Source organism: Pseudomonas sp. yb_9 (assembly GCF_043103635.1).
In the GTDB taxonomy this organism is placed as follows: Bacteria; Pseudomonadota; Gammaproteobacteria; order Pseudomonadales; family Pseudomonadaceae; genus Aquipseudomonas; species Aquipseudomonas monteilii.
The window spans coordinates 127,182-151,337 of record NZ_JBICKA010000052.1 but is presented as its reverse complement, the minus strand read 5'-3'; the positions used below and the strand labels follow the sequence as shown (position 1 = coordinate 151,337).

24 protein-coding genes and 1 pseudogene are annotated in these 24,156 nt (G+C 61.9%); 15 read left to right on the top strand and 10 right to left on the bottom strand.

All coding sequences use genetic code 11. From position 1 onward, the window contains the following. Positions 1-108: 108 nt before the first annotated feature. A complete protein-coding gene (locus tag ACF8MI_RS15675; RefSeq protein ID WP_392517595.1) occupies positions 109-1,062 on the bottom strand; it encodes an RHS repeat-associated core domain-containing protein in 954 nt (317 codons plus the stop codon). A 367-nt stretch (positions 1,063-1,429) separates the two neighbouring features. Here ACF8MI_RS15675 and ACF8MI_RS15670 point away from each other — a divergent pair. Beyond that, positions 1,430-1,837 (top strand): annotated as a pseudogene (locus tag ACF8MI_RS15670) (hydratase); the annotation flags it as partial. On the opposite strand, the gene ACF8MI_RS15665 reads toward ACF8MI_RS15670, so the two are convergent. Beyond that, on the bottom strand, positions 1,827-2,645 hold the full coding sequence (locus ACF8MI_RS15665) for a helix-turn-helix domain-containing protein (RefSeq protein WP_025753189.1): 819 nt from the start codon (positions 2,643-2,645) through the stop codon (positions 1,827-1,829). The pseudogene ACF8MI_RS15670 and the gene ACF8MI_RS15665 overlap by 11 nt on opposite strands. 106 nt (positions 2,646-2,751) lie before the next feature. Between ACF8MI_RS15665 and ACF8MI_RS15660 the strand changes: the two genes are divergently transcribed. From ACF8MI_RS15660 to ACF8MI_RS15610, 11 genes are all read left to right on the top strand, one after another. Then, positions 2,752-3,183: an MAPEG family protein gene (locus ACF8MI_RS15660; RefSeq protein ID WP_025753187.1), complete on the top strand. Its 432-nt coding sequence runs from the start codon at positions 2,752-2,754 to the stop codon at positions 3,181-3,183. An 80-nt stretch (positions 3,184-3,263) separates the two neighbouring features. Further along, positions 3,264-3,497, top strand: coding sequence for a hypothetical protein (locus ACF8MI_RS15655; RefSeq protein WP_016714321.1), 234 nt, complete (start codon positions 3,264-3,266; stop codon positions 3,495-3,497). A 140-nt stretch (positions 3,498-3,637) separates the two neighbouring features. Then, positions 3,638-4,669, top strand: coding sequence for a phosphate ABC transporter substrate-binding protein PstS (pstS, locus tag ACF8MI_RS15650; protein ID WP_016714320.1), 1,032 nt, complete (start codon positions 3,638-3,640; stop codon positions 4,667-4,669). Between the two features lie 70 nt (positions 4,670-4,739). Further along, the gene (gene pstC / locus ACF8MI_RS15645; protein WP_104834972.1) at positions 4,740-5,705 is read left to right on the top strand and encodes a phosphate ABC transporter permease subunit PstC; all 966 of its coding nucleotides are present in this window, start codon (positions 4,740-4,742) and stop codon (positions 5,703-5,705) included. After that, a complete protein-coding gene (gene pstA / locus ACF8MI_RS15640; RefSeq protein ID WP_016714318.1) occupies positions 5,705-6,598 on the top strand; it encodes a phosphate ABC transporter permease PstA in 894 nt (297 codons plus the stop codon). Before pstC ends, pstA begins: the two co-directional genes overlap by 1 nt. Before the next feature lie 51 nt (positions 6,599-6,649). Then, on the top strand, positions 6,650-7,435 hold the full coding sequence (pstB, locus tag ACF8MI_RS15635) for a phosphate ABC transporter ATP-binding protein PstB (RefSeq protein ID WP_060499193.1): 786 nt from the start codon (positions 6,650-6,652) through the stop codon (positions 7,433-7,435). A 90-nt stretch (positions 7,436-7,525) separates the two neighbouring features. Next, entirely contained in the window at positions 7,526-8,224 is a 699-nt protein-coding gene (locus tag ACF8MI_RS15630; RefSeq protein ID WP_060499192.1) for a hypothetical protein, read from the top strand. Continuing rightward, positions 8,224-8,823: a hypothetical protein gene (locus ACF8MI_RS15625; protein WP_060499191.1), complete on the top strand. Its 600-nt coding sequence runs from the start codon at positions 8,224-8,226 to the stop codon at positions 8,821-8,823. The genes ACF8MI_RS15630 and ACF8MI_RS15625 overlap by 1 nt, the downstream gene beginning before the upstream one ends. Positions 8,824-9,081: 258 nt before the next feature. Next, the gene (locus ACF8MI_RS15620) at positions 9,082-10,269 is read left to right on the top strand and encodes a porin (RefSeq protein ID WP_200928531.1); all 1,188 of its coding nucleotides are present in this window, start codon (positions 9,082-9,084) and stop codon (positions 10,267-10,269) included. A gap of 130 nt (positions 10,270-10,399) precedes the next feature. Then, positions 10,400-11,563, top strand: coding sequence for a nitric oxide-sensing protein NosP (gene nosP / locus ACF8MI_RS15615; protein WP_060499190.1), 1,164 nt, complete (start codon positions 10,400-10,402; stop codon positions 11,561-11,563). After that, complete coding sequence (locus tag ACF8MI_RS15610; protein ID WP_374754798.1) at positions 11,493-13,430, top strand: NahK/ErcS family hybrid sensor histidine kinase/response regulator; 1,938 nt, start codon at positions 11,493-11,495, stop codon at positions 13,428-13,430. The genes nosP and ACF8MI_RS15610 overlap by 71 nt, the downstream gene beginning before the upstream one ends. 106 nt (positions 13,431-13,536) lie before the next feature. Here the strand turns inward: ACF8MI_RS15610 and ACF8MI_RS15605 are convergent, their stop codons facing one another. From ACF8MI_RS15605 to ACF8MI_RS15580, 6 genes are all read right to left on the bottom strand, one after another. Beyond that, the gene (locus ACF8MI_RS15605) at positions 13,537-14,202 is read right to left on the bottom strand and encodes a response regulator transcription factor (protein ID WP_019096518.1); all 666 of its coding nucleotides are present in this window, start codon (positions 14,200-14,202) and stop codon (positions 13,537-13,539) included. 54 nt (positions 14,203-14,256) lie between these two features. Next, the gene (locus ACF8MI_RS15600; RefSeq protein WP_200928530.1) at positions 14,257-14,805 is read right to left on the bottom strand and encodes a PQQ-dependent catabolism-associated CXXCW motif protein; all 549 of its coding nucleotides are present in this window, start codon (positions 14,803-14,805) and stop codon (positions 14,257-14,259) included. A gap of 123 nt (positions 14,806-14,928) precedes the next feature. Continuing rightward, positions 14,929-15,720: an ABC transporter permease gene (locus ACF8MI_RS15595; protein ID WP_060499187.1), complete on the bottom strand. Its 792-nt coding sequence runs from the start codon at positions 15,718-15,720 to the stop codon at positions 14,929-14,931. Beyond that, positions 15,717-16,457 carry an ABC transporter ATP-binding protein gene (locus ACF8MI_RS15590; protein ID WP_164524460.1) on the bottom strand — a complete coding sequence of 247 codons (741 nt, stop codon included), beginning with the start codon at positions 16,455-16,457 and terminating at the stop codon, positions 15,717-15,719. The genes ACF8MI_RS15595 and ACF8MI_RS15590 overlap by 4 nt, the downstream gene beginning before the upstream one ends. Beyond that, positions 16,454-17,440 (bottom strand): YVTN family beta-propeller repeat protein, encoded by a 987-nt coding sequence (locus tag ACF8MI_RS15585; RefSeq protein ID WP_060499185.1) that lies wholly within the window; start codon positions 17,438-17,440, stop codon positions 16,454-16,456. The genes ACF8MI_RS15590 and ACF8MI_RS15585 overlap by 4 nt, the downstream gene beginning before the upstream one ends. 30 nt (positions 17,441-17,470) lie before the next feature. Further along, positions 17,471-18,649 carry an ABC transporter substrate-binding protein gene (locus tag ACF8MI_RS15580; protein ID WP_060499184.1) on the bottom strand — a complete coding sequence of 393 codons (1,179 nt, stop codon included), beginning with the start codon at positions 18,647-18,649 and terminating at the stop codon, positions 17,471-17,473. Positions 18,650-18,810: 161 nt separating this feature from the next. Here ACF8MI_RS15580 and ACF8MI_RS15575 point away from each other — a divergent pair, with 161 nt between their 5' ends. Beyond that, positions 18,811-20,085 (top strand): histidine kinase, encoded by a 1,275-nt coding sequence (locus ACF8MI_RS15575; protein ID WP_060499183.1) that lies wholly within the window; start codon positions 18,811-18,813, stop codon positions 20,083-20,085. Next, positions 20,085-20,723 carry a response regulator transcription factor gene (locus tag ACF8MI_RS15570; RefSeq protein WP_060499182.1) on the top strand — a complete coding sequence of 213 codons (639 nt, stop codon included), beginning with the start codon at positions 20,085-20,087 and terminating at the stop codon, positions 20,721-20,723. Before ACF8MI_RS15575 ends, ACF8MI_RS15570 begins: the two co-directional genes overlap by 1 nt. Before the next feature lie 94 nt (positions 20,724-20,817). Here ACF8MI_RS15570 and ACF8MI_RS15565 read toward each other — a convergent pair whose 3' ends face one another. Both ACF8MI_RS15565 and exaA read right to left on the bottom strand, forming a co-directional pair. Beyond that, entirely contained in the window at positions 20,818-21,477 is a 660-nt protein-coding gene (locus ACF8MI_RS15565) for a pentapeptide repeat-containing protein (RefSeq protein ID WP_200928529.1), read from the bottom strand. Between the two features lie 66 nt (positions 21,478-21,543). Continuing rightward, positions 21,544-23,439 (bottom strand): quinoprotein ethanol dehydrogenase, encoded by a 1,896-nt coding sequence (exaA, locus tag ACF8MI_RS15560; protein ID WP_392517594.1) that lies wholly within the window; start codon positions 23,437-23,439, stop codon positions 21,544-21,546. A 254-nt stretch (positions 23,440-23,693) separates the two neighbouring features. Here exaA and pedF point away from each other — a divergent pair, with 254 nt between their 5' ends. Further along, on the top strand, positions 23,694-24,155 hold the full coding sequence (pedF, locus tag ACF8MI_RS15555) for a cytochrome c-550 PedF (protein ID WP_016714301.1): 462 nt from the start codon (positions 23,694-23,696) through the stop codon (positions 24,153-24,155). Position 24,156: the final 1 nt, after the last annotated feature.

Sequence of the window (24,156 nt, the reverse complement as noted above, 5' to 3'; positions counted from 1 at the left end):
GGCAGGTACTATCGCCGGGAGGCCTTGTCCTCTGTGTCGGGGTTGGCTGCCGGTTATGAGGTCACCCCGATAGATCCCGATTCAGCGCATTATTCCGGCTCAATGTTATCAAGTAGTTGGATTGAGTCTAGGCGGTAAAGGTGGTATTTCGCCACGGACAGCAGCGTTGTCCGTGGCGAGAGAGTTAGATCCATTTCCTAAGTTAATTTCAGATTGTATTGCCGTTTGTAGCGGATGTCCCCGGGGTAGGGTGTTTAATATCATTATGTTATGTTCGTTGGCATAGTTCTGTCGGCTTGCTTGGTCGAAAATGTTAAATGAGCCGATATCAATGTCGTTCTGAGAATAGGTGCGTTTATTTTTCAGGATGGATTTTGGTTCGTCGTTGACTCCGTGAGAGATATTACTGGGCATCAGATGTTTATTGAAGTGCACGGATCTTTTGTCGCCGGATATTAGTTTCTCCCCTTTGATAGGGTGTGTGACGCTATCTCGTTGCAATGGGGGGCGTTTGCTTAGGTCTTTGGATGCCTGGGCTTGGCGTTTGAATACCTGGGCTTTTACTCCTCCGCGAGGTACGCCGATATTACTGACTACGCGTCTTGTCTGTGCGGATGGGTCTGAATAGTTAATGGGGTCGGAAGAGCAGTAAGCGTATGTGTTTATCCCTCCGTCCCTGAAGGGGCTTAAGCTGTCAGGGCTTAGGAAGCGCATAAGAATAGGGCTGTAATTGCGATGCCCCGCTCCAAGCGCGTAACAGTTTGTCATGGAGTCCAATGCCTGACCAGTGAAGCTGATTAACTCCAATATTGAGTTTTCAGCGGGGTCATAGCCATAGGGTGAATAAACATTTGTTTTTTTTTGGTTGGTGTTTTGGTAGTTAAGAACTGAGTGGCTAGCATTGATTGCAATAAGGCAGGAATCACCTGTTTTTCTCGAATCCATTAGCGCGAGTGGCTGTTCGCCATTTCTGAAAGCAGAATGAGTTCTAGCGTGCTCTTTGATTGAAATAAGACTTTTGTTCTGGTAAAAATATAACCTGAAAATAGGTGTGGCATTCATCGTGCTATTACCTCGGTCCATTGAGAAGTGTGCAAGCGTGCAGGTATAAGTCTCTCGTGATTTCAAGTCGGGTACTACTGGCAAAAATGATAGGTATACGCATCCATGGCCGGCTGACCAAGGCGGTCACGGGTTTGTACCTGTTACCTTGCGCCGTGGCGGTTGCAGTAGCTTGGGTAACAGGGTTGGTTGGCCATTTATCCAGGCTTTTTTAGTAAGACCGCAGCGAAGGTCATGTCGAAGCCGTAGTTGCGCGGGTCGCCGAGCAACGGCCCGATTTGCGCGCCAAGGCTGGTGAAAGCCACCCAGGTGGCCCGCCGGCACAACCCTATGCCCATGAAGTATCGCAGGCTGAAGGCGCCGCGCTGATGTGCGCGCCACTTGCGTCACCTTCGAAGTGGTGCGCTCGCGCTTTGTCGACCGCAAGAGCGTCGGCTGGCCAAGCTTCGTGGCGGACAACGTGGGGTTTGAAGCCTTGGTCGTGGGTAGCAGCCTCGGCGCAGGCATCGACGTGCCTTTGCTGGCCGACCTGGCCGAGACCACCGAGGTGCATGTTGATGGCGAACTACGCGTGCGGGGCTTGACGGACGATGCCGCAACCGACCCGTTGGTGTCGCTGGCCCACCTGTATGCCCATGCTGCCGAACGTGGCTTTACCCTGAATGCCGGGGATGTGGTAACCACGGGGGCCATGTGCCAGCCCTTCGACCTGAAGGCAGCAGGGCATCAGGTCAGTGCCAGGTTCCTTGGCCAGACGTTGTCGTTCACCCTGTAACGGCCGACCACTGTTCGAATGCCGCCTGCATCCGCTGCCGTGTCTGCGGGTCGGCAGGGATCAGGTGCTCGATGCGCAGTGATTGCACGGTAATGTCCTGCGGCATGCCGAATGTGGTGAAGGTGGACAGAAACGTCAGCACACCGTAAGGCGTGCATACACGGGTGAGCAACACGGGAGCCGCCGCCGCCGTTTCAAGTGGGCTGGCCGGGGCCGGCAGGCTGTGCAAGCGCTCGGCCAGTGCCGGGTTGCCGGCGGCCTCCCTGGTGGCGCGCTGCCAGGCAGCGGCGCGGATCTCTTGCGCATTGGCCAGGTGGTCGCCCAGGCCGCCAGGGCAGAGCAGTGTTTGCAACAGGTTAAGCCCTGTCACCGGTTGTGCCGTAACGCCTGCCATCGCCAACAGCAGACCCGTACTGGTATTGGCGGCGATGACGTCCCAGTTGCTGTCGATGACGATTGCCGGTGCGGGGTTGTTCACCTGCAGGATATGGTCGATAGCGGTGTGTACCAAGGCCAGTTCAGGCGCATCGAGTGGCGAGGCCGCGTAGCGGGGCGCGTACCCGGCGGCGACGAACACCTCATTACATAACGCCAGCGGCGCGCCAAGCGCCGAAAGCAGGGCATGCAAGGTGCTCGGGCTGGGCTTGGCGCGCCCGGTTTCCACACAGCTCAGATGACGCTGCGACAGCCCCGCCAGCAGCGCCAGTTCCAGTTGGCTGAGGTTGGCCTGCCGGCGCAGCTGACGCAGATGCTGGCCCGCCGTGGTCTGTGGGGCAGGGGTATTTCGATGGAAAAGATGCGGATTCATGCGTTGCCCTGATCGTCCTTGAGTGCAATGTCCATGACCTCACGGGTCATTGAGCGCAAGCAACCCTATCACTACTGTGCTGGCAAACCCTACCAAGGAGAGGACGATGGGCTTGCATGTCTTTGCGCTTTGCGTGGTCGCGTTGTTCCTGAAGATGTTCCTGGTCTCCTGTTATCAGGGTTACCACCGCTTGCGCGTTGTCGCGTTCACCAACCCGGAGGATGCCGCTGTCTTCAAGCGCGCCCCTCAGCCAGCGGAGCGCCCGCAGGTAATCCGCGCCGCCAGAGTGTGGGCCAATGATCTTGAGAACATCCCGGCTTTTTTTGCCCTTGGCGGGCTGGCCATTGCACTGGATTCGCCTGCCGCACTCACTGCCTGGCTGTGCGTCGTGTTCACCTTGGCCAGGGGCCTGCACACAGGGGCCTACCTGGCGGCGCTGCAGCCTTGGCGAACACTTTTCTATGGTATCGGTGTGCTCTGCCTGCTGGGCTTTTGCGTGCTCATCCTGATGAGGGTATTCAGCCTTTACCGGGCCTGATGACCGCCCGCGCAATTTTGCATGAGTCAGCTTGATGCTTTCCTCTAGCAGTACTAATACTAAAGCACTGCCGAAGAGGGATGATCATGCAGACGCGCTTCGTTGTGGTTCCTGCCGTGCCGCTCCAGAAAGAAATCTACCCGCGCCGCCTCGGCTTTCCTGCCGTGTTGGGGGAGGGCTACGACCTTTATGACACGCAAGACAAGATGCGCCTGAGCCTCAACTTTCCGACCCGGGCTGCGGCGGAGTTCGAGTGCCTATGCCGTAACCGCTGCCCAGAAACAGATGAGGGGGGTATTGCCGGCCTTGGTTGATGCCGGTGAGCCGCGCATGGCATCAATCTGCCGTGATGGCGCAACCAGAAAGCTCTAACGTGCGGCCTGCCATTCAATAGTCACAAAGCTGTAACACAGCTGATGCAAAGTGTGCCGGCCATCACACGGAGCACATTTTGATGAAACGCCTGATGAAGTCTGCTGCACTCGCTGTTGCCGTTTCCCTCTGCGCCACTTCGGCAGCCTTTGCTTCCGAAAACGTTCGCCTGACCGGTTCCGGTGCCAGCTTCCCTGCACCCATCTACCTGACCTGGTTCAAGGACTTCAGCAAGAACACCGCTGGCGTCACCGTTGATTACCAGTCCAAGGGGAGCGGGGCGGGTGTACAGGACTTCCTGAACAAGACCGTCGACTTCGCCGCCAGCGACTCGGCCATGAGCGAAGCAGACATTGCCAAGGTTGGCGAAGGCGTGCAGTTGCTGCCAATGACCGCCGGTGAAATCGTGCTGGCTTACAACCTGCCGGGCAACCCTAAAGGCCTGAAGCTGCCGCGCGATGTGTACTCCAACATCTTCCTCGGCAAGATCACCCAGTGGAACGACCCGCAAATCGCTGCGGCCAACCCTGAGCTGAAGCTGCCTGCCACCCCGATCACCGTGGTGGTGCGTGCCGACTCCAGCGGTACCACCGCCGTCTTCACCAAGCACCTGTCGGCCATCAACGCTGACTTCAAGCAAGGGCTGGGTGAAGGCAACACCGTTAACTGGCCGGCCACTGACAAGTTCATCAAATCGCCGAAAAACGATGGCGTAACCGCCACCGTCCGCCAGACCCCAGGCGCCATCGGCTACATCGAGTACGGTTTTGCTAAGCTGGCCAAGGTCGACTTCGCCGTGCTGCAGAACAAGGCTGGCCAATACGTCGTGCCGAACGCCGAGAGCGGTGCCGAAGCACTGGCTGCGGTGAACATGCCGGAAAACCTGGTGGCCTGGCTGCCAGACCCGACCGGTGCCAAGTCCTACCCGATCACCTCCTACACCTGGATGATCTTCCGCAAGGACAACGGCAACCCGGCCAAGGCCAAAGCCATGCGTGAAATGGTCGAGTACAGCCTGACCAAAGGCCAGACCATCGCCGATTCGATGGGTTACATCCCGCTGCCACCGTCGGTTGTCGACCAGGTGCGCAAAGCGTCGGCCAACATCCAGTAATACCCAGGCGCTCCCGGTATGGCAGTGAAGCCGTGCCGGGCGTGTTTGTCCCTTGTCCCGGAATTTGCCCATGAACACACCCTTTGCCATACCGGATAACCCCGACTCCGCGTGCCAGCCACCGTCTGCGAAAGACTTCCTGGTTGACCGTACCTTCCGTGCGCTTGCACGCATTGGTGTGGTGCTGGTATTGGCGCTGGTCGTCGCGCTGGTCTACGAAGTGGGCCGCAAGGCACTGCCAGGCATTGAAAAACACGGTTTTGACGTGCTGTTCGGCACGGTCTGGGACGTTAACCAAGGCAAGTACGGTATTCTGCCAGCGATCTGGGGCACGCTTTACAGCGCCTTCATCGCACTGTTGATCGCCGGTTTCTTTGGCGTCAGCATGGCCATTTTCCTTACCCAGGATTTCCTGCCGGCACGGCTGGCTGCCGTGTTCCGCACCATCGTCGAGCTGCTCGCCGCCATCCCCAGCGTGGTGTATGGCCTGTGGGGCATCTACGTCGTTATCCCGGCCATCCGCCCGCTGACCACCTGGTTGAACAGCGAGCTGGGCTGGATCCCGTTCTTCGGCACCTCCCTGAGTGGCCCTGGCCTGCTGCCTGCGGCACTGGTGTTGGCCATCATGATACTGCCGACCATTGCCGCCGTTTCCCAGGATGCGCTCACCAGCGTACCGATGAAAACCAAGCAGGCGGCCTACGGCATGGGGACTACCCACTGGGAAGCCATCCTCAAGGTGATGGTGCCATCCGCCGCCACCGGCATCTTTGGCTCGCTAGTGCTGGGCCTGGGCCGTGCCCTGGGTGAAACCATGGCGCTGGCCATGCTGGTCGGCAATGCCAACACCATTTCCGTGTCCCTGTTCGCCCCGGCCAACACCCTGGCGGCGCTGCTGGCGCTGAACTTCCCGGAAGCCGGCCCGAACGAGGTCGAAGTACTGATGTACGCCGCACTGGTGCTGATGTTCATCACCCTGCTGGTGAACGTGCTCGGCTCGATGATCATGCTCTACGCCCAGCGGGGTAACAAATAATGACGGACCTCAGCACCCCAACAACTGCTTTGCCCAGCCTGCAGCGCAAGCTGGAAGGCCGTGCCCTGCGCAGCCTGATACTGACCACCCTGGCCTGGGTGGCCGCACTGGTGGCCAGCGTGCCGCTGATTTCCGTGCTGTACATGCTGGTTACTCGCGGCGGTGCACGCCTTAACCTGGAAGTGTTCACTGAGCTGCCACCCACCGGCTTCGAGATGGGCGGTGGCTTCGGCAACGCCATGGCCGGTACCTTCGTCATGGTCGGTATCGCCGCAGCCATCGCGGTACCGGTTGGCATCTTGGCGGCGGTATTCCTGGCCGAGCTCGGGCCGGACAGCAAGCTGGCCAACGCCGCGCGCTTTGCCGCCAAGATGCTCACTGGCCTGCCGTCGATCCTGGCCGGTGTATTTGCCTACGCCCTGGTGGTGATGACCACCGGTACCTATTCGGCGCCGGCCGGTGGCGTGGCCCTGGCGGTACTCATGCTGCCGATCGTGGTGCTGACCGCCGAAGAGTCGATGAAGATGGTGCCCAAGATCATGAAAGATGCTGCCTACGGCATGGGTTGCACCCGTGCACAGGTGATCTGGAAGATCGTCTTGCCCACCGGCCTGCCGGCCATCCTGACCGGCGTCATGCTGGCCGTGGCCCGCGCCGCTGGCGAAACCGCGCCGCTGCTGTTCACCGCGCTGTTCAGCAACTACTGGATTTATCACGACGGCAGCCTGGCGGTCATGAACCCGACTGCCTCGCTGGCCGTACTGATTTACAACTTCTCCGGCATGCCGTTCGACAATCAGCTGGAGCTCGCCTGGGCGGCCTCGCTGGTACTGGTAATGATCGTGCTGGTAATCAACATTCTTAGCCGTGTATTCGGCAAGCCCAAGTATTGAGAAAGGGAGCATCCAAACTTGAACGTATCCACAGCACAAAAGGCCGCTCCCATGGTCAACGAAGCCCCCATCGTCATGGACTGCAAGCTGGACAAGATCTTCTACGGCAACTTCATGGCCGTACGCGACAGCCATGTGCCGATCCGCAAGAACGAGATCACCGGCTTCATCGGGCCGTCCGGCTGCGGCAAGAGTACCGTGCTGCGTAGCCTCAACCGCATGAACGACCTGGTCAAAGGCTTCCGCTTCGAAGGGCATGTGCACTTCCTGGGCCAGGATGTCTACGGCAAGGGCGTCGACCCGGTAGTCGTGCGCCGCTACATCGGCATGGTGTTCCAACAGCCCAACCCGTTCTCGATGAGCATCTTCGACAACGTTGCCTTTGGCCTGCGCCTGAACCGCTACAAGGGCGACCTGGGTGACCGCGTAAAGCACGCCCTGCAAGGCGCCGCCCTGTGGGACGAAGTGAAGGACAAGCTCAAGGTCAGCGGCCTGTCCCTGTCCGGCGGCCAGCAGCAGCGCCTGTGTATTGCGCGTGCTATTGCCACCGAACCGGAGGTGCTGCTGCTGGACGAGCCGTGCTCGGCACTCGACCCCATCGCTACCCGTCGCGTGGAAGAGCTGATGGTCGAACTGAAGAAGGACTACACCATCGCGCTGGTCACCCACAACATGCAGCAGGCGATTCGTGTCGCCGACACCACCGCGTTCTTCTCGGTCGATATCTCCCAGGGTACCCGTACCGGTTACCTGGTCGAGATGGGCCCGACCACGCAGATTTTCCAGAACCCGCGTGAACAACTGACTGCCGACTACATCAGCGGCAAGTTCAGCTGATCGCTTTTCAAGGTGGCCGGGCGTTGCAGCCAGGAAGGGTGCAACGCCCGGCCGCGTTACCTTCCGTTAAAGTGTTACCCGGGATTTCCAATGCGAGCGATGCGTCGTCTTGATCTGTCAGCGGTAGAGCGCGCACTGCGCGAGGTGCAAGGCCGCTTTGCCGAACTCAGCCAGCATTTCACCGAACCGAGGGACCCGTTCACCGACGAGGTGCTGCTGAATGTGCTTGAAGGCTATGCCCTGATTGACGACTATGTCGCTCGCGGTATCGACCTGTTCGACCTGCAACAGCTGAACCTGATGCTGGAAATCAATGCCACCGTGCTGTGCGGCAGCGACCAGGCCCGCCGCCTGGAGTTCGCCCCCCACCTGGCTGCAACCGAGGCGCACTTTTTCAACAACGTCGAAGGTGGCATCAAGGATTTGTACAACTGGTACTGCGCGTACCGCAGCGATTCGGTCTGGAAGCGGGCTGCCGGTGTGTATGTACGTATCCTCAGCAAGCCCCAGCTGTTCATCGAAGGCAACAACCGCACGGGTTCGCTCATTGTCAGCTATTTGCTGATGCGTGCCGGGCTGCCGCCATTCGTGCTGTCGCTGGATAACGCCGAGGGTTACTTCAACCCGTCCTCGGTCATTCGCAACTCCGCCAAACACGGTGTCAAGGCTTTGTACGAACTACCCAAAATCAAGAAAAAGTACGCCGCTTTCCTTGAAGCGAAGGCGCCTGAGCCCGACAAGTTCTTTCTGAGCAGTACGCCTGTGCCTGCCTGCGAGAGGAGCCGCTGATGCTTCGTTCATCCATGCTCCAGCGCGGGCGCCAAGCCATCGAGCGCAAGCTCAAACGTGGCCAGGTGCGCATTTCCTTTGATATCGACGACACGCTCGCCTGCTTGCCTGAGCACGCTGATGCCGAAGACAGCAAGCTGCCGGGCTTCGTCCACCGCTGGTTGGGCGAACCCCTGCGCAGTGGCACGCGTTCGCTGATTCGCGACCTGCGCCGCCAGGGGTGCAGCATCTGGATCTATACCTCTTCGGGGCGCACACCGGCCTACATTCGCCGCTGGCTGATGTTGTATGGCATCCATGTCGATGGCGTGGTCAACAGCGACCGGCACCAACACATCCTGGCCCAGAAAGGCCTGGAGAATTCCCCCTCGAAGTTACCCTCGGCGTTCGATATCGACCTGCATGTCGATGACTCCGAAGGTGTGCGGCTGGAAGGCGTCGACCACGGGTTCCGCGTTGTGGTCGTGTGCCCGAAGGATGAGAACTGGACACAGAAGGTGAAGGACGCGGCGGTCGATGTGCAGGCACGGCTGGCCTGGCAGCAACCGCACCGCTATGAAATGCCATTGCGCCAGCGTTCGCAGGTGCTTGCTTCCTGAAGCTAAGCGATAGCTCTCAGATAGCGTAATTGGGGCTGCTTTGCAGCCCCGGTTCGTTCAGGTGTATCAATACCCGCCGACCATTCCTACATACGTCCTAAGTCTTGCATCCCGACCCAAGCAGGTACCAGCACCTAATCACTGCGCCACCCCCGCCACCCCAAAGCACCCAACACCCCGCCCCAAAGCAGCGTATCTGGCAATTTGCCCTGTTCTGATAATCGCCTCCGACATCCAGTCCCCTGTTTGGAGCGCGCCATGTACAACAACAATAAGCACCTGCCGCCTCGTTTCCTCGCCGCCGCCATCGCCAGCTTTTCTGCCCTGGGCCTGAGTGGCGTCGCCGAAGCCGAGATCATGCTGTATGACAAAGACCAGACCACCTTTTCCACCGACGGCTACATCAATGCCTTCTACGTCAACAGCAAGGTCGACCGCGAAGGCGAGCAGTTCGATCGCCGCCAGTCGCGGGTGAAAATGGGCTTCCTGCCCAACTACCTGGGCTTCAACATGGGCAAGCAGGTGGATGACCTGAAGCTCGGCGCACGTGCCTCGTTCTGGGTCACCATCAACGACAGTGAAACCAACGGCACCGACACCGCCATCGACGTGCGCCAGTTCTACGGCACCGTGGCCAATCCCGAGTGGGGCGAGGTGTTGATCGGCAAGGACTTCGGGCTGTTCGCCCGTTCCAACATCCTGCTCGACGAACTGCTGGCCGGCTACGGCCAGGTCAGTGACACCTTGGGGCTGGTGGACGGCGGCGGGGTGTCGTTCGGCAACATCGGCAGTGGCTACCCATACCCGTTCCCCACCTCGCAGATCACCTACCGCACCCCGGTAATGGACGGCCTGCGCGTGGCGGTGGGCATCATGGACCCGGTGGACACCAACGACAGCAGCCCGACCGGCAAGGCCTACCAGGAAAACCCGCGTACCGAGAGCGAAATTACCTACCAGTTCGACCTGGGCGGGGCGCAGATCTACAGCTGGGTCAACGGCAGCTACCAGACCTCCGACAATACCGACTCGACGGTGGAGACGATCACGTCCAAAGGTGTTGGCTATGGCGTGCAGGCGAAGATGGGCGGGCTGTCGCTGACCGGCTCGGGGTTCCAGGCCAAGGGTATCAACCCGTTCTTTACCAACAATGCCGGCGAACCGGTCTTGCGTAACGTCGACAGTGACGGCTACCTGTTGCAGGGTTCGTACAAGGTCGGCAAAAACCGCATTGCCTTGTCGTATGGCAAGACCAAGGACGACGGCAACGGCGCGGTGGGCAGCGGTGCGGACTACGAGACCCGTGGCGTGGCACTGTTCCATGAAGTCAACGACAACCTGAAGCTGGTGGCCGAGTACAACCAGTTTTCCATCGATGGGCATGACACCAGTGCGCAGAACGAAGACACCGATACCTTTGCAGTGGGTGCGGTGCTGACCTGGTAGGCACCCGGGGCCGCAAAGCGGCCCCAACATTTACGCCCATGGAACCGCCCACCCGCTACCCAAGTAGCATTCGTCCCCCGCAAACACCTTCGTACACTGACCCCTCAGCCACCCCGCGCCGGAGACCCCAATGCAGCAGGCTCAAAACGACGGTGTGGTCAGCGCCATGTCCCAGGCCACCGACGCCCGGTTGGCCGCCCAGGACCTGGCGCGGCAATTGCTGCACCCGCACCTGGGTTTCGTGCTGTTCTTCTGTTCCGCCGAATACGACTTGCAGGCCTTGGGTGAGGCCCTGGAGCAGGGTTTTGGCGGCATCCGCCTGGTCGGCTGCACCAGCGCCGGCGAAATCACGCCCCAGGGGTACGGCCGTAATTGCGTCACAGCGGTAGGCTTTGATCACCGGCACTTTTCCATCGCCACCGCGCTGATCGATGAAATGGAGCACTTCAGCCTGATCGACGCGCAGCAGATGGTCGAGCGCCTGGTCGGCACCTGCCGCAGCAATACGTTGGCACCCATCAAGGGTCACAGCTTTGCCCTGACCTTGCTCGACGGCCTGTCCAGCCGCGAGGAAATGGTGCTTGCCGCGCTCAGCGCGGCATTAGGTGACATTCCGCATTTCGGGGGCTCTGCCGGTGACGACAACTACCTGACACGCACCCATGTGTACTACGGCGGCGCCTTTCACAACGGGGCGGCTGTGGTGGTGCTGGTCAACACCTGGCTCGATTTTGAAGTGTTCACCACGCACCACATTTTGCCGCGCCAGGAAAAGCTGGTGGTAACCGGCGCCGACAGCGCCCAGCGCCGGGTTTTCGAATTGAATGCCGAGCCCGCAGCCGAAGAGTACGCCCGCCACATCGGCGTACCCGTGGCTGCGCTTGACCATCGGGTGTTCGCTGCCCACCCGCTGGCTGTACGTATTCACGACCAGTACTACGTGCGGGCGATCCAGCAGGTGCACCCGGACCTGAGCCTGAGTTTTTACTGTGCAGTGGAAAACGGCATCGTGCTCACGGCCATGACCCCGGGCCCGCTGTTGCCCAACCTGCACCAGCTGTTCGACGGCCTGCGCCAGCGCCTCGGCCCGCTGCTGCTGACCATTGGTTGTGATTGCTTCCTGCGGCGGCTGGAACTGGAGGCCCGGCAGGGCCTGGAACCGGTCGGCGCGTTTCTGCGTGAGCAGCGGGTGATCGGCTTCAACACCTACGGAGAACAGTTCAATGGCATGCACATCAACCAGACCTTCACCGGGGTCGCCATTGCCCGCAACCGGCCTCCTGTCGGGCGCTGAACTGCAGGCCGAGGTCACCCGGCTGCAGCACGAAAACCAAAAGCTGCAGCGGATCAACGGTGCGTTGATCGAACGCATCGAGTCTGGGGTAACCCGGGGCAACGATCCCTATGCGGCGTTTCAGCATTCCGTGGTGCTGGCCGAGCAGGTACGTGAACGCACCGATGCCCTGAACCAGGCCATGGCCGAGCTCAAGGCCGTCAACCGCTTGCTCAGCGAGGCCCGACAGCGGGCCGAGACCGCCCACCAGCACCAGATTCGCCTGATTACCGATAATGTACCGGCGCTGATCGCTTACCTGAACGCCGATCTGGTCTACGAGTTCACCAACAAGGTCTACGAGGAATGGTACTGCTGGCCGCACGGTGTGATGCTCGGCCAGAGCCTGCGCGAGGCCCACAGCGAGCAGCACTATCAGCGCCTGGAAGCCTATGTGGCACGCGCACTGGCGGGGGAGAGCGTTACCTTCGAATTTGCCGAAACCAATATCAATGGCCAGGAACGCTACATGCTGCGCTCCTACGTGCCGAACCGCCTGGCCAGCGGCGAGGTGGTGGGCATCTTCGTGTTGATCCGCGATATTACCGAGCGGCGCAACACTGCCCAGGCGCTGCACCAGGCCTATCAGCACCTGGAGCAGCGGGTGCGTGAACGCACCGCCGAACTCACCAGCCTCAACGACCAGTTGCTGCGTGAAATCGAAGAGCGAAGCCAAGCCGAGGCTCGCCTGCGCGAGGCCAAGCGCGAGGCCGAACAGGCCAACCTGTCGAAAACCAAGTTCCTCGCAGCGGTCAGCCACGACCTGCTGCAACCGCTGAACGCGGCGCGGCTGTTCACCAGCGCATTGCTGGAGCGCCGCGACCCGCAAGACAGTGCCCACCTGGTGCGTAACGTCAGCAATTCGCTGGAAGATGTGGAAAACCTGCTCGGCACTCTGGTCGACATTTCCAAGCTCGATGCCGGGGTGATCAAAGCCGATGTCGCCCCGTTTGCCCTGCGCGAGCTGATGGACAACCTTGCTGCCGAATACGCACAGGTGGCGCGCAGTGAAGGCCTTGAACTGCATTTCGTGGGCTGCTCGGCGGTGGTGCGCAGTGACATCCAGCTGCTGGCGCGGATCCTGCGCAACCTGCTCAGCAATGCCATTCGCTATACCCGCAGCGGGCGTGTGGTGCTGGGCTGCCGGCGCCTGCGTGGCGGTCTGCGGATCGAAGTGTGGGACAGTGGCATCGGCATTGCCGAAGAGCACCTGGACGACATGTTCCAGGAGTTCAAGCGCGGTGATGTACAGCGCCCGGACCAGGACCGTGGCTTGGGCCTGGGCCTGGCGATTGTAGAAAAGATCGCCGGCATCCTTGGGCATCGGATAAGGGTACGTTCATGGCTTGGCAAAGGCTCGGTATTTGCCGTCGAAGTGCCACTGAGCACCACCGCGCCCAAAACTCAGCCGAGCCAGGTGGTCAGCGAGCCGATGCTCGAGCGCCTGCGCGGGGCGCGGGTGTGGGTGCTGGATAACGACGCGGCGATTTGCGCCGGCATGCGCACCTTGCTGGAGGGGTGGGGCTGCCGGGTGGTCACGGCGCTGTCGGAGGAAGACCTGGCGCGCCAGGTGGACAACTACCATGCCGAAGCCGACCTGTTGATAGCGGATTACCACCTGGACAACGACTGCAACGGTGTCGACGCCGTGGCGCGGATCAATGCCCGGCGCACCCAGCCATTACCGGCGTTGATGATAACCGCCAACTACAGCAACGACCTCAAGCAGCAGATTCGCGAGCTGGGCCACACCCTGATGCACAAGCCGGTGCGGCCGATGAAGCTCAAGACGGCGATGAGTCATCTGCTGGCAAACAGCGGGACATAGCTACCGGCCTCTTCGCGGGCAAGCCCGCTCCCACAGGAATTCTACAGGCTTCAAAGCTGCACAATCCCTGTGGCAGCGGGCTTGCCCGCGAAGAGGCCAGAACAGGCTAACGCCGCAGGTAATCAGCAAAATCAATATCACCAGCACTCAAGATGGCCTGGACCCGATTATGCACATTGAGCTTGCGCAAGATCGCCGAAACATGGGCCTTGACCGTGGTTTCAGCGATATCCAGCGTATAGGCAATCTGCTTGTTCGACTCCCCCTTGGTCATGCGCTCCAGCACCAACAGCTGCTTGCGTGTCAGGGCCTGGAGCATTTCCGGCGGGAAGCTCGGCGCCTCGTTGTGGCGCCGGCTGGTGCTGCTTTTCTGGGCGCGGATGATGTCGGGCGGCAGGTAGACATTGCCGTTGAGGATCTGCTCGATCGCTTCGATCATCTGCGAACGGGGCGAGGACTTGGTGATGAAACCCACGGCACCGTAGGTGATGGCCTGCAGCACGATCTGCTTTTCCTGCTCGGCCGAAACGATCACCACCGGGGTGGTCGGCGCCTCGTTGCGCAGGGTAATCAGGCCGTTAAGGCCGTGCATGCCGGGCATGTTCAGGTCGAGCAGGATCAGGTCGAGGTCGTCGTGCGCCTGGGTCAGGGCCAGGGCGCTGTCCAGGTCGGCGGTTTCCATGACCTCGCTGCCCTGGAAACCATCGCTGATGACGTTGTGGATGGCTTCGCGAAACAGCGGGTGATCGTCGGCAATCAAAATTTTGTACATGGCCTTTTCACCTTGTTTTTATTGGAGGGGGCGGGGCACGCATTTGCAGGCAGTTCAGGGAAAGGGCACGGGTTGTGCTGGCTGCAGCGGCAGGTTGGCCTGCTGCCAGGCGTCCAGGCCGTCGCGGTACCAGTACAGGTTGTTGTAGCCCAGGGCTCTAGCGCGTTTTACCGCGTTCCAGCTTAACCAGCAATCGGAGCGGCAATAAAAAACCAGGGGGTGCTCCGGGTGCCCGGCAGTGGCTTTTTGCAGGTTGCGCACGAAGTAGTCCTGCCAGGCCGGGCTCAGCTCGCCGTCGCCGGTGTTGGCCAGCCAAAGGCTACCGGGGAGGTTGGCGTGCGGTTCGTCTTCGATGAATTGGCCTTGCAGCCATTGGCGGCGATAGACGTCGATCAGTACGGGCCTGGGGCTGTTTGCCAGCAGCGTTTGCAGCGCGGCGGTGTCGATGACCTGGCCGCCCTCGACCTGTTGCGGGGTCGGGCTGCGGTAGAGGGTGGCGCGGTAGCCTTCGGCGGAAAACAGCGGGGTGGTGTCGGCCTGGGCGATACCCAGTGACAGACACAGCGAAAGGGCAGCCAGCAAAGGGTGCGGGGCACGTGGCATGGTTTTATCCTTCTTGTTATAGGCCCATTACATGCCAGCGGTGGTGTGTTGTGAATGCGACGATCAGACAGCAAAGGCAGTACTAAAGTAGTAGAAAAATGCTCAGGTATATGGGCGACAGGTTCAACGCGGCTTGCGCAGCGCCGCATGCTGGGGGTTGAAAGTGAGGATCGCCAGCAGGGTGAACAGCGCCGTCAACCCAAGGCACACCACCAACGCCAGCAGGTTCAGGCGCTCGTAAAGGGCAAAGCGCACAAGTTCTACCGCATGGGTGAACGGGTTCACCGCACACAGCCAGTACAGCCACTGGCTGGCCTCGCGCATCTTCCACAGCGGGTACAACGCCGACGACAGAAAAAACAGCGGGAAGATCACGAAGTTCATCACCCCGGCAAAGTTCTCCAGCTGGCGGATCGCGTTCGACAGCAGCAGCCCCAGGGCGCTGAGCATCAACGCAACCAGCAGCATTGCCGGCAGTGCCAGCAGCAGGCCCGCAGCGGGCGGCTGTACGCCGTACAGCCAGGCGATGGCGAGGAAGGCATACACCTGCAGCAGGGAAATCAACGCGGTCGCCAACAGCTTGCTGCCCAGCAGGAACGGCCGTGGCAATGGGCTGGTCAGCAGCACGCGCATGCTGCCCATCTCCCGGTCATACACCATCGACAGCGAGCCCTGCATGCCATTGAACAGCAAGATCATGCAGGCCAGGCCCGGGATGATGTACACCTCGTAGGGAATGTAGGTGTCGTAGGGCTCGATGATGGCAATGCCCAGGGCCGCACGAAACCCGGCGGCGAACACCAGCAACCACAGCAGCGGGCGCACCAGCGCACTGAGCAGGCGCGTGCGCTGCATCACGAAGCGTAGCCATTCGCGCAGCATGATGCCGTTGAAACATTGCCAGTAAGCGTTCATTGGGCGTTGGCTCCTGAGGGCGCGCTGGTCAGCCGGGCAAAGGCACTGTCGAGGTCGCCACCGTGCTCCAGGCTCAGGGCGTCGGCGGTACCGCGTGCTACCAGGCGGCCTTGATGCAATATGAGCAGGTCATCGCTGGGCTGGACCTCGTCCAGCAGGTGGGTGGTCCACAGCACGCTGAGCTGCTGCTCGCGGCACAGCCGTCGTACGTGCTGGTTGAGCGCCAGGCGGCTGGCCGGGTCGAGGCCGACACTGGCTTCGTCAAGCAGTAGTAGGCGTGGTTCGTGCAGCAGGGCGCGGGCAATCTCCACCCGGCGCCGATGGCCGATGTTCAGCGCACGAACACGCTCATGCCGACGTTCGCCCAGCCCTTGACGGGCCAGTTCGGCGTCGACCCGTTGGCTGCTCTGGCGCCGCGACAGGCCATGCAGCGCCGCGTGGTAGCGCAGGTTCTGTTCAACGGTCAGGTCCAGGTCGAGGGTGCTTTGCTGAAACACCACGCCCAGCTGGCGCAAAGCCGGGCGTGCGGCATTGCGCAGCGAGCAGCCGCCTACGCGGATGTCGCCGTGCTGCAGGTCGTACAGGCGGGTAAGCAGCGCGATAAGTGTCGATTTGCCGGCACCGTTGGGGCCCAGCAATGCGGCGAAGTGCCCTGGCGCCAGGCTGAACCCGACCTGTTTGAGTGCCGCGCGCTGGCCATAGGCAAAGCTTACGTCACTGACGTCGAGGGCGTTCATGGTGTGACCACCACACCCCAGGGGTAGCGCCCGACCTTCACCGACTTGAGCACTTTGAGGTTTTTCGCATCGATGACCGAAACATCGCCGCTGACGCCGTTGGTGGCCAGCAACTGGCTCTGGTCCGGCGTGAACGCCAGCTGCCAGACCCGTCGCCCGACCAACAGGTAGTCGAGTACCTCGTAGGTGTTGGCATCGATCACCGCCACATGGTTGGCCGGGCCCAGGGCGACGAAGGCGTACTTGCCATCGGCGCTGAGCTTGATGCCCACCGGCTGGACCTTGTCCGGGTGTACGCCCTTGATCTGGAAGTTCAGGGTTTTGAGTACCTGGCGCGTGGCCACGTCAAGAATGGTCACCGTGCCGCCGATTTCCGCCGATGCCCACAGCCGCGAACCGTCCTTGTTGAACTCGACGAAGCGTGGCCGCTGATCGACCAGGGTGCTGTCGGCCAACGTCTGAGTGCTGGTGTCGATCCAGTGCAGCATGTTGGTGGTTTCGCTGGTGTTGACTGCCCATTTGCCGTCAGGGCTGACCGCCATGCCTTCGGGTTCGATGCCAACGTCGATCTGCCCCAGCACCTCGTCGGTGACGGTGTCGATCACTGTCACCAGTGCGTCATCCTCGTTGGACACGTACAGCCAGCGGTCGTTGGGGTGCAGGGCGAACTGCTCGGGGTCCTTGCCGGAGGGCAGCTCCTTGATGATCTTGCGGGTGGCCACGTCCATCACCTGCACCCGGTCCGAATCGCTGGCGCAGATGTACAGCAGTTTGTTGTCGTGGGACAGCAGCAGGCCGCGCGGGCGCTGGCCGACCGGCAAGGTGTCGGTGACTTCAAGCGTTTGCATGTCGATCAGGCTGAGGCTGTTGTCTTTCTCGTTGGAGACCCAGGCAGTGGCAGCCATGGTATGCCCGCTGGCCAGTGCCAGGGCGGCCGATAGCAGGCTGGGGCAAAGCAGGGCCCTGTGAAAGAGGCGGCGCATGGCGAATTCCTTATTGTTGTGGTGATCGGGTCAGGGGTAGCTGCAGGTCACTTCGGGCTTGTCGTAGCCCAGGCTGTCCATTTCGTTGAAGGGGTGCAGGAAACCTTCCTGCGGCGAGGTGCTGACCAGGGCGCGCGGCTGTACCAGCGGGATTGGCTGGCGCAGTTCGCCGTTCCACGGGCGGTAGCTGAGCTTGCGGCCCTTGAACCCGTCCAGCGGCAACTGCTCGCTGAGCAGCAGTTGCTGCAATGCACGTGGTTCGGTCTGGCGCAGTTTGCTGACCGCACTGGCGACGCTGCGCACGGCCATCCAGGCGGCAAAGTCGCGGTCGTTCATCCAGCGCCCGGCCTGGGCTTCGAAGCGTTTTTGCAGCTGCGCGGCGCCGAAGGTTTCCACGGTCTTGTGCCAGCCGGTGGGGGTCAGCCCCTGGGTGCCTGCCACCGGGCGCGGGTACCAGGTCTGGTAGGGCAGGTACTCGCCGAAGTCGCCGCGTTCGTCCGCCACAAGCACCACATCGTATTCGGCGGTTTGCGTGAACAACGGCATGTCGGCCTGGGCGCTGCGGCGCTGGTCGTTGTCAAAGGTCCAGGCTTTCTCTGCAACCAGCTGCACGCCAAAGCGCTTCATGGCCCTGCGCAGGGCGGCGGCGTAAGCCTGGTCGTCCTCGGTCTGGCCGACCACCAACAGCGCCCGCTGCCATTTGCGCAATACCATGAACTGCACCAGGGCGTCGGCCAGCATGGCCCGGCTCGGCAGGCTGTGCAGCACATTGCCCGGGCACTGGCTGCTGCGCAAGCTGTCGTCGGGGCTGCCGGCATTGAACAGCAGGCTGTCGGGCAGGGCGGCAGACAACGCGCGCAGGCTGGCGGCCGGGGCATTCACCACGAACAGCCGCAGGCCCTGGTCGTGCTGGGCCTTGGCCGCCTGCAGCAAGGCTTCGGGGCTGTCGGCGGTGGCCTTGGCCAGCTGGAATTGCTGCTTCAGGAAGCGCCCTGTGCTGTTGCTGTCGACAATCGCCAATTCCGCGCCTTGCAGCCCGGCATCGGCAGGCTCGGGGATGATGTTGGACAACAACGGGCCTGGGTCGGGGCGATAGCTCAGGTAGCCGATGCGTACCTGCAAGGGTTCTGCGGCGGATGCCAGCGGTGCGCACAGCGCTGCGGCCAGGGCCAGCAGACAGGTCAGGGCAAGAGGGGCAGGCTGGCGCATAACATACTCCACGGCAGATGGCGCCAGCATAGGAAGCCCACTGGGAGGGGGAAATATGCAGAAAGTAGCGCCCGGCCGGTACCAAGGTAGTAATTCGGCCTAGGTGCTGCGGCTTTACGATGGGAAACACGATGGGCTAAAACGCCCAAGGAGAATCGCCTGTGCGCCCTGTCAACCTGTCGGCCCTGTGGCGGATCAACCTCTGGGTCACCTGCTGCTTTGCCCTGGTGACGCTGGCCTGTGCCGGCGTGCTGTTGCACCAGGCGGTGGCGGATGTTGAGCGTGAGTTGCAGTCTGCCGAAGCCGTGGTGGCTTACCTCGGCGACACCGCCGAACGTGACCCGGCAAGCCTGCAACCACGGCTGACCCAGAGCCTGCGCCATGTGCGGGTACACTGGCTGGCGGTGGGGGAAGCACCGCAGCTACCGGCGCAGAGCGGCCTGGATGCCTGGCTGGGCCGCCAGCTGTTGGGTGAACGGCACAGTAGCAGCCGGCTGCTGGACCTGAATGACGGGGCCCGGGTGCTGATTGCTGTAGATGCGCGGGATGAGATCGACGAGGTCTGGGATGCCTTGCAGCAACTGCTCGGCTTGTTCGGCCTGGCATTGCTATTGAGCCTGTTGACCATCCGCTGGGCGGTACGGCGTGGCATGGGGTTGCTGGATGAACTGCTGCAAGCCTTGCGTCAGGTCTCGGGCGGGCAGTTGACGGCCCGCCTGCGCGAGGCCGGCCTGCCGGAGGCCCGTCAGCTGGCGGAACACTTCAACCGCATGGCCGCCACCCTGGAGCAGACCCAGGCCGACAATACGCAACTGACGCAGGCCCTGCTGGCGGTGCAGGAGCAGGAGCGCACCCACCTGGCGCAGACGCTGCACGACGACCTTGGCCAATACCTGGCAGGTATCCGTGCCCAGATCTGCCTGTTGCGCATGGTGGCCGACCAGCCGACCGTGGTGGAACAGACGGCGCAAGCCCTGGCACTCAATTGCGAACGCCTGCAACAGGGCTTTCGTGCGTTGGTGCGTGACCTGTATCCGGTGGCGTTGCAACACATGCCGCTGGCTGAAGCCTTCGACCTGCTCGTCAACCAGTGGCAGGCCAGCCAGGGTATCGCTTGTCGCCTCCAGGTTGGCGAGCGCTTGCCAACGTTGCCCGGGACGAGCCGCACGCACCTGTACCGGTTGCTGCAAGAGGCGCTGACCAATGTCGCCCGGCATGCCGGTGCCAGCCAGGTGCGGGTACGCCTGCAGCGCAGCGCCAAGGGCCTGCGCCTGCTGATTCGCGACAATGGCTGCGGAGCCCGTCAGCCGCAGCGGCCCGGCGTAGGCCTGCATTCGATGGCCGAACGCGCCCGCAGCCTGGGGGGCGAACTGCGCATTTTCAGCCGCCCCGGGGCTGGCTGGGCATTGGCTCTGAATATTCCCTTGGAGGTGTGATGAATATTGTATTGGTCGATGACCATGCCGTGGTCCGCCAGGGCTATGCCAGCCTGCTGCGGGCGGTGTTGCCCACGATGGAAGTGCGTGAGGCTGCCAGTGGCGAAGAGGCCTTGGCCCGGGTTCAGGAGCAAGTGCCTAACCTGGTGATCATGGATTTTGGCCTGCCTGGCATTAGCGGCCTTGAAACCACCCGCCGCCTGCGCCAGCGCCTGCCCCAGTTGCGGGTGCTGTTTTTCAGCATGCACGATGAGCTGCCGCTGGTGCGCCAGGCGCTTGAAGCCGGGGCCTTGGGTTACCTGACCAAAAACTCGGCGCCCGAGGTGTTGATCGAGGCGGTGCAGCGGGTGTTGGCCGGGCATGCTTATATCGAACAGCCTTTGGCTACCCAGTTGGCTTGCACGTCACAACAAAGTGCCAATGACCCGCGTTTGCAGCGCATGACCCAGCGTGAGTTGGAGATTTTCACGATGTTGGCCAAAGGCACTCCGGCGCGGGTGATTGCCGAGCAGTTGTGTATCAGTGGCAAGACTGTGTCCAATCACCTGACCTTGCTCAAGAGCAAGTTGCAGGTCAGCTCGCATGCCGAGCTGGTACATCTGGGGATTGATCTGGGGGTGGTGCGGGTGGCGGGGTGATTCGACGTGATAGCTGCGGCGCCTGTGAGACCGAGCGCCGCCCGCGCGGCGCTTGATCTCACAGGCGCTGAATATGCACCGGCGAACCCTTCGCTCAATTATCCCAAGTCTCAGGGCACCCCTTGCACCCCTCCATGTTGGCCTCCTGAAAATTCCCGTAATGCTGCCGCGCCCCGCGCAAATCGGCGCGTTCCAGGTTGCTCTGGCCAAATTTGGCTTCTTGCAGATTAGCGTCCCCCAGGTTGGCCTCCTGCAGGTCCGTCTTGCTCAGCCAGGCCATTTCCAGATCTGCGGCCTGCAGGTTGGCCTGGTGCATCTTTGCTCCTGACAGCCGGGCGAACTGCAAGTAGGCCGCGCCGAGGTCGGCTTTCTCGAACTGCGCGCCTTGGGCGAACATGCCCCAGCCCTGGATGGCGACCAACTTGCTGTTGCTCAGGTCAGCCAGGCGCAGGTTGCTCTGCTGCAGGCTGGCGCGGGTCAGGTTGGCGCCTTGTAGGCGAGCCTTTTCCAGGTTGGCCAGGTCCAGCCGGGCATGGCGCAGGTCGGCCTCACGCAGGTCGGCGCCGGCCAGGTTCATCTTGCGCAGGTCCTGGTTGGCCAGGTTGGCGCCGCGAAGGTTGGCCCCCGGGCACTGGCTGGCTTCGGCAATCACGCAACCGTTGACGGTCAAGGGGGCATCGTTGCCATCTTCGTCGGCACTTACCGCCATGGCGGGGGAGAGTACCAACAGCAAGGCATAGGGCAGGTAGTTCATGGTAGAAGGCTCCTGGCGGAAGATGAGCAAAAGCGGGGAGGGGGTTGGCCCGCTCCCCGCTGGCGATCAACGCTGCGCGGTCTTGTTGTCCCAGCTCGGGATCTTGAACACCCAGAACGAACCACCCTGGGCCACCGGCTTGGTCAGCTCAGCCATGTCACCGCCCCACAACGGCACGGCGCCGCCGTAGCCCACGGTCACGCCGATGTACTGTTCGCCGTCCTGCTCCCAGGTGATGGGCGGCGAAACGATGCCGCTGCCGGTCTGGAACTTCCACAGCTCCTTGCCCGTCTTGGCGTCGAAGGCCTTGAAGAAGCCGTCGCCGGTGCCGGTGAACACCAAGTTGCCCTTGGTGGCCAGCACGCCGGCCCACAGTGGCAGGTGCTCCTTGTGCTCCCACACCAGCTTGCCGGTGGTCGGGTCCATCGCCCGCAGGGTGCCGACGTGGTCGTCGTACATGCGCTTGATGCGGAAGCCCATGCCCAGGTACGCCGAGCCTTTCTTGTAGTTCACTTCCTCGGTCCAGTACTCCTCCTTCCACTGGTTGCCGGGGATGTAGAACAGGCCGGTGTCCTGGCTGTAGGCCATGGGGTTCCAGTTCTTGCCACCGAGGAATGGCGGTGACACTTCCACCGGTTTGCCCTTGGTTTCACCCGGCAGCGGCTTGGGTGGGCGCTGGCCAGGGTTTTCTACCGGGCGACCGGTTTTCAGGTCGATGTGGCTGGCCCAGGTGATGTTGTCCACGAACGGGAAGGCGTTCTGCAGCTTGCCGTTGTTGCGGTCGACCACGTAGAAGAAGCCGTTGCGGTCGGCGTGGGCGGTGGCCTTGACCACCTTGCCGTCCTTGTCCTTGTAGTCGAACAGCACCAGCTCGTTGTTGCCAGAGAAGTCCCAGGCATCGTTGGGCGTGTGCTGGTAGAACCACTTCACCTCGCCGGTGCTTGGGTCGACGCCGACCTGGCCCGAGGTGTAGAGGCTGTCGTAGTCGTGGGGGTTGCCATCCTTGGAGGTGCGTGCCCAGGTGTTCCAGGGGCCGGGGTTGCCAGCGCCGACGATGATGGTGTTGGTCTCGGCATCGAAGCTTGCACTTTGCCAAGGGGCGCCGCCGCCGTGGCTCCAGGCTTCGACCTTGCCGGTCTCGGTGGTTGGGTTATCTGGCCAGGACGGCGCCTTGACGTCGCCGGTCGGGGTACTGTCCTTGCCGTTCAGCCGGCCCATATGGCCTTCGACGAAGGGCCGCATCCACACTTCTTCACCCGTTTCCGGGTCGCGGGCGAACAGCTGGCCGACCACACCGAACTCATCGCCGGAGCTGCCATGGATCAGCAGCACCTTGCCGCTGGTCTTGTCCTTGATCAGCACCGGGGCGCCGGTCATGGTGTAGCCGGCGCTGTGGTCGCCGAACTTCTTGTTCCACACCACCTTGCCGGTGTGCTTGTCCAGGGCGATGACCCGCGCGTCCAGGGTGCCGAAGTAGATCTTGTCGCCGTAGATCGCCGCCCCGCGGTTGACCACGTCGCAGCACGGGCGAATGTTGTCGGGCAGGCGGTGGTTGTAGGTCCACAGGCGTTTGCCGGTTTTGGCATCCAGGGCGAATACCCGCGAGTAGGAGCCGGTGACGTAGACCACGCCGTCACTGACGATGGCCTGGGATTCCTGGCCGCGCTGCTTCTCGTCACCGAAGGAATAGGACCACGCCGGGGTGAGCTTGAACACGTTCTTGTCGTTGACCTGGGCCAACGGGCTCCAGCGTTGGGCATTGGTGCCCATGCCGTATTGCAGCACGTCCTTGGTGGTCAGGTGGTCGTTGGCGATGTCTTCCCAGGTCACGTTCTTGCCGGCAGGTGCCGCTGGGGGGGTGGCCGCGATGGCCGCGTTGCTCAGGGCCAGGCTACCGGCCAGCAGCAGGGCCCGCACGCTGAGGGCCAGAGGGGAAAGGGCGGGTAGCGTTCTTGTTGTCATGGTTGCAGTTCCCTGTGGAGGTTTTGGCCTGCACAGGGTGCGGCGATGCAGCCTTGGCCGGATACGGAAAATATCCCGCCCTTGCCGGGAATAGTTCCCGAGCGGCACCTCAATTGGCCCTTCACCACAAGCCCTACTACCAAGGGAGTAAGGCCCGGCCACCAAAGCAGCATTCGACCGCCTGCGGGCTGTTTTTAAGATGGCGGCACGGCCTCTGTGGTTGAGGCTTTGCGTGCAATGGTGAGGGCATAACAATGACAACAAAACGCAATGTGTTGCTGGCTACAGGGCTGCTGGCTGCGGCTGTGCTGAGCGGTACGGCCTGGGCTCATGGCAACGTGGTGCCCCAGGCGGTGGAGACCAAAGGCCTGACCCCGATCAAGGACGCTGGCGTAAGCCTGGACGGCGACGGCTGGGCGGCGGTCAACCCGTACCGTACTTCGCCGGAGCACGACAAGGCCGTGGAAATCGGCGCTTCTGCCTACAACCAGAATTGCGCCGCCTGCCATGGCCTTGAAGCGAAATCCGGTGGCATTGCGCCCGACCTGCGCATGCTTGATGCGGGTGAGGCGGGCGATGAGTGGTTCGTCGAGCGGGTACGCCATGGCGCGGTTCGCGACGGCCGCGTGTACATGCCGAAGATGGCCGACTACCTGAGCCAGGAAGCCTTGTGGGCGGTACGTACCTATCTGGACAGCGTGCACGTCGAGGAGTGAC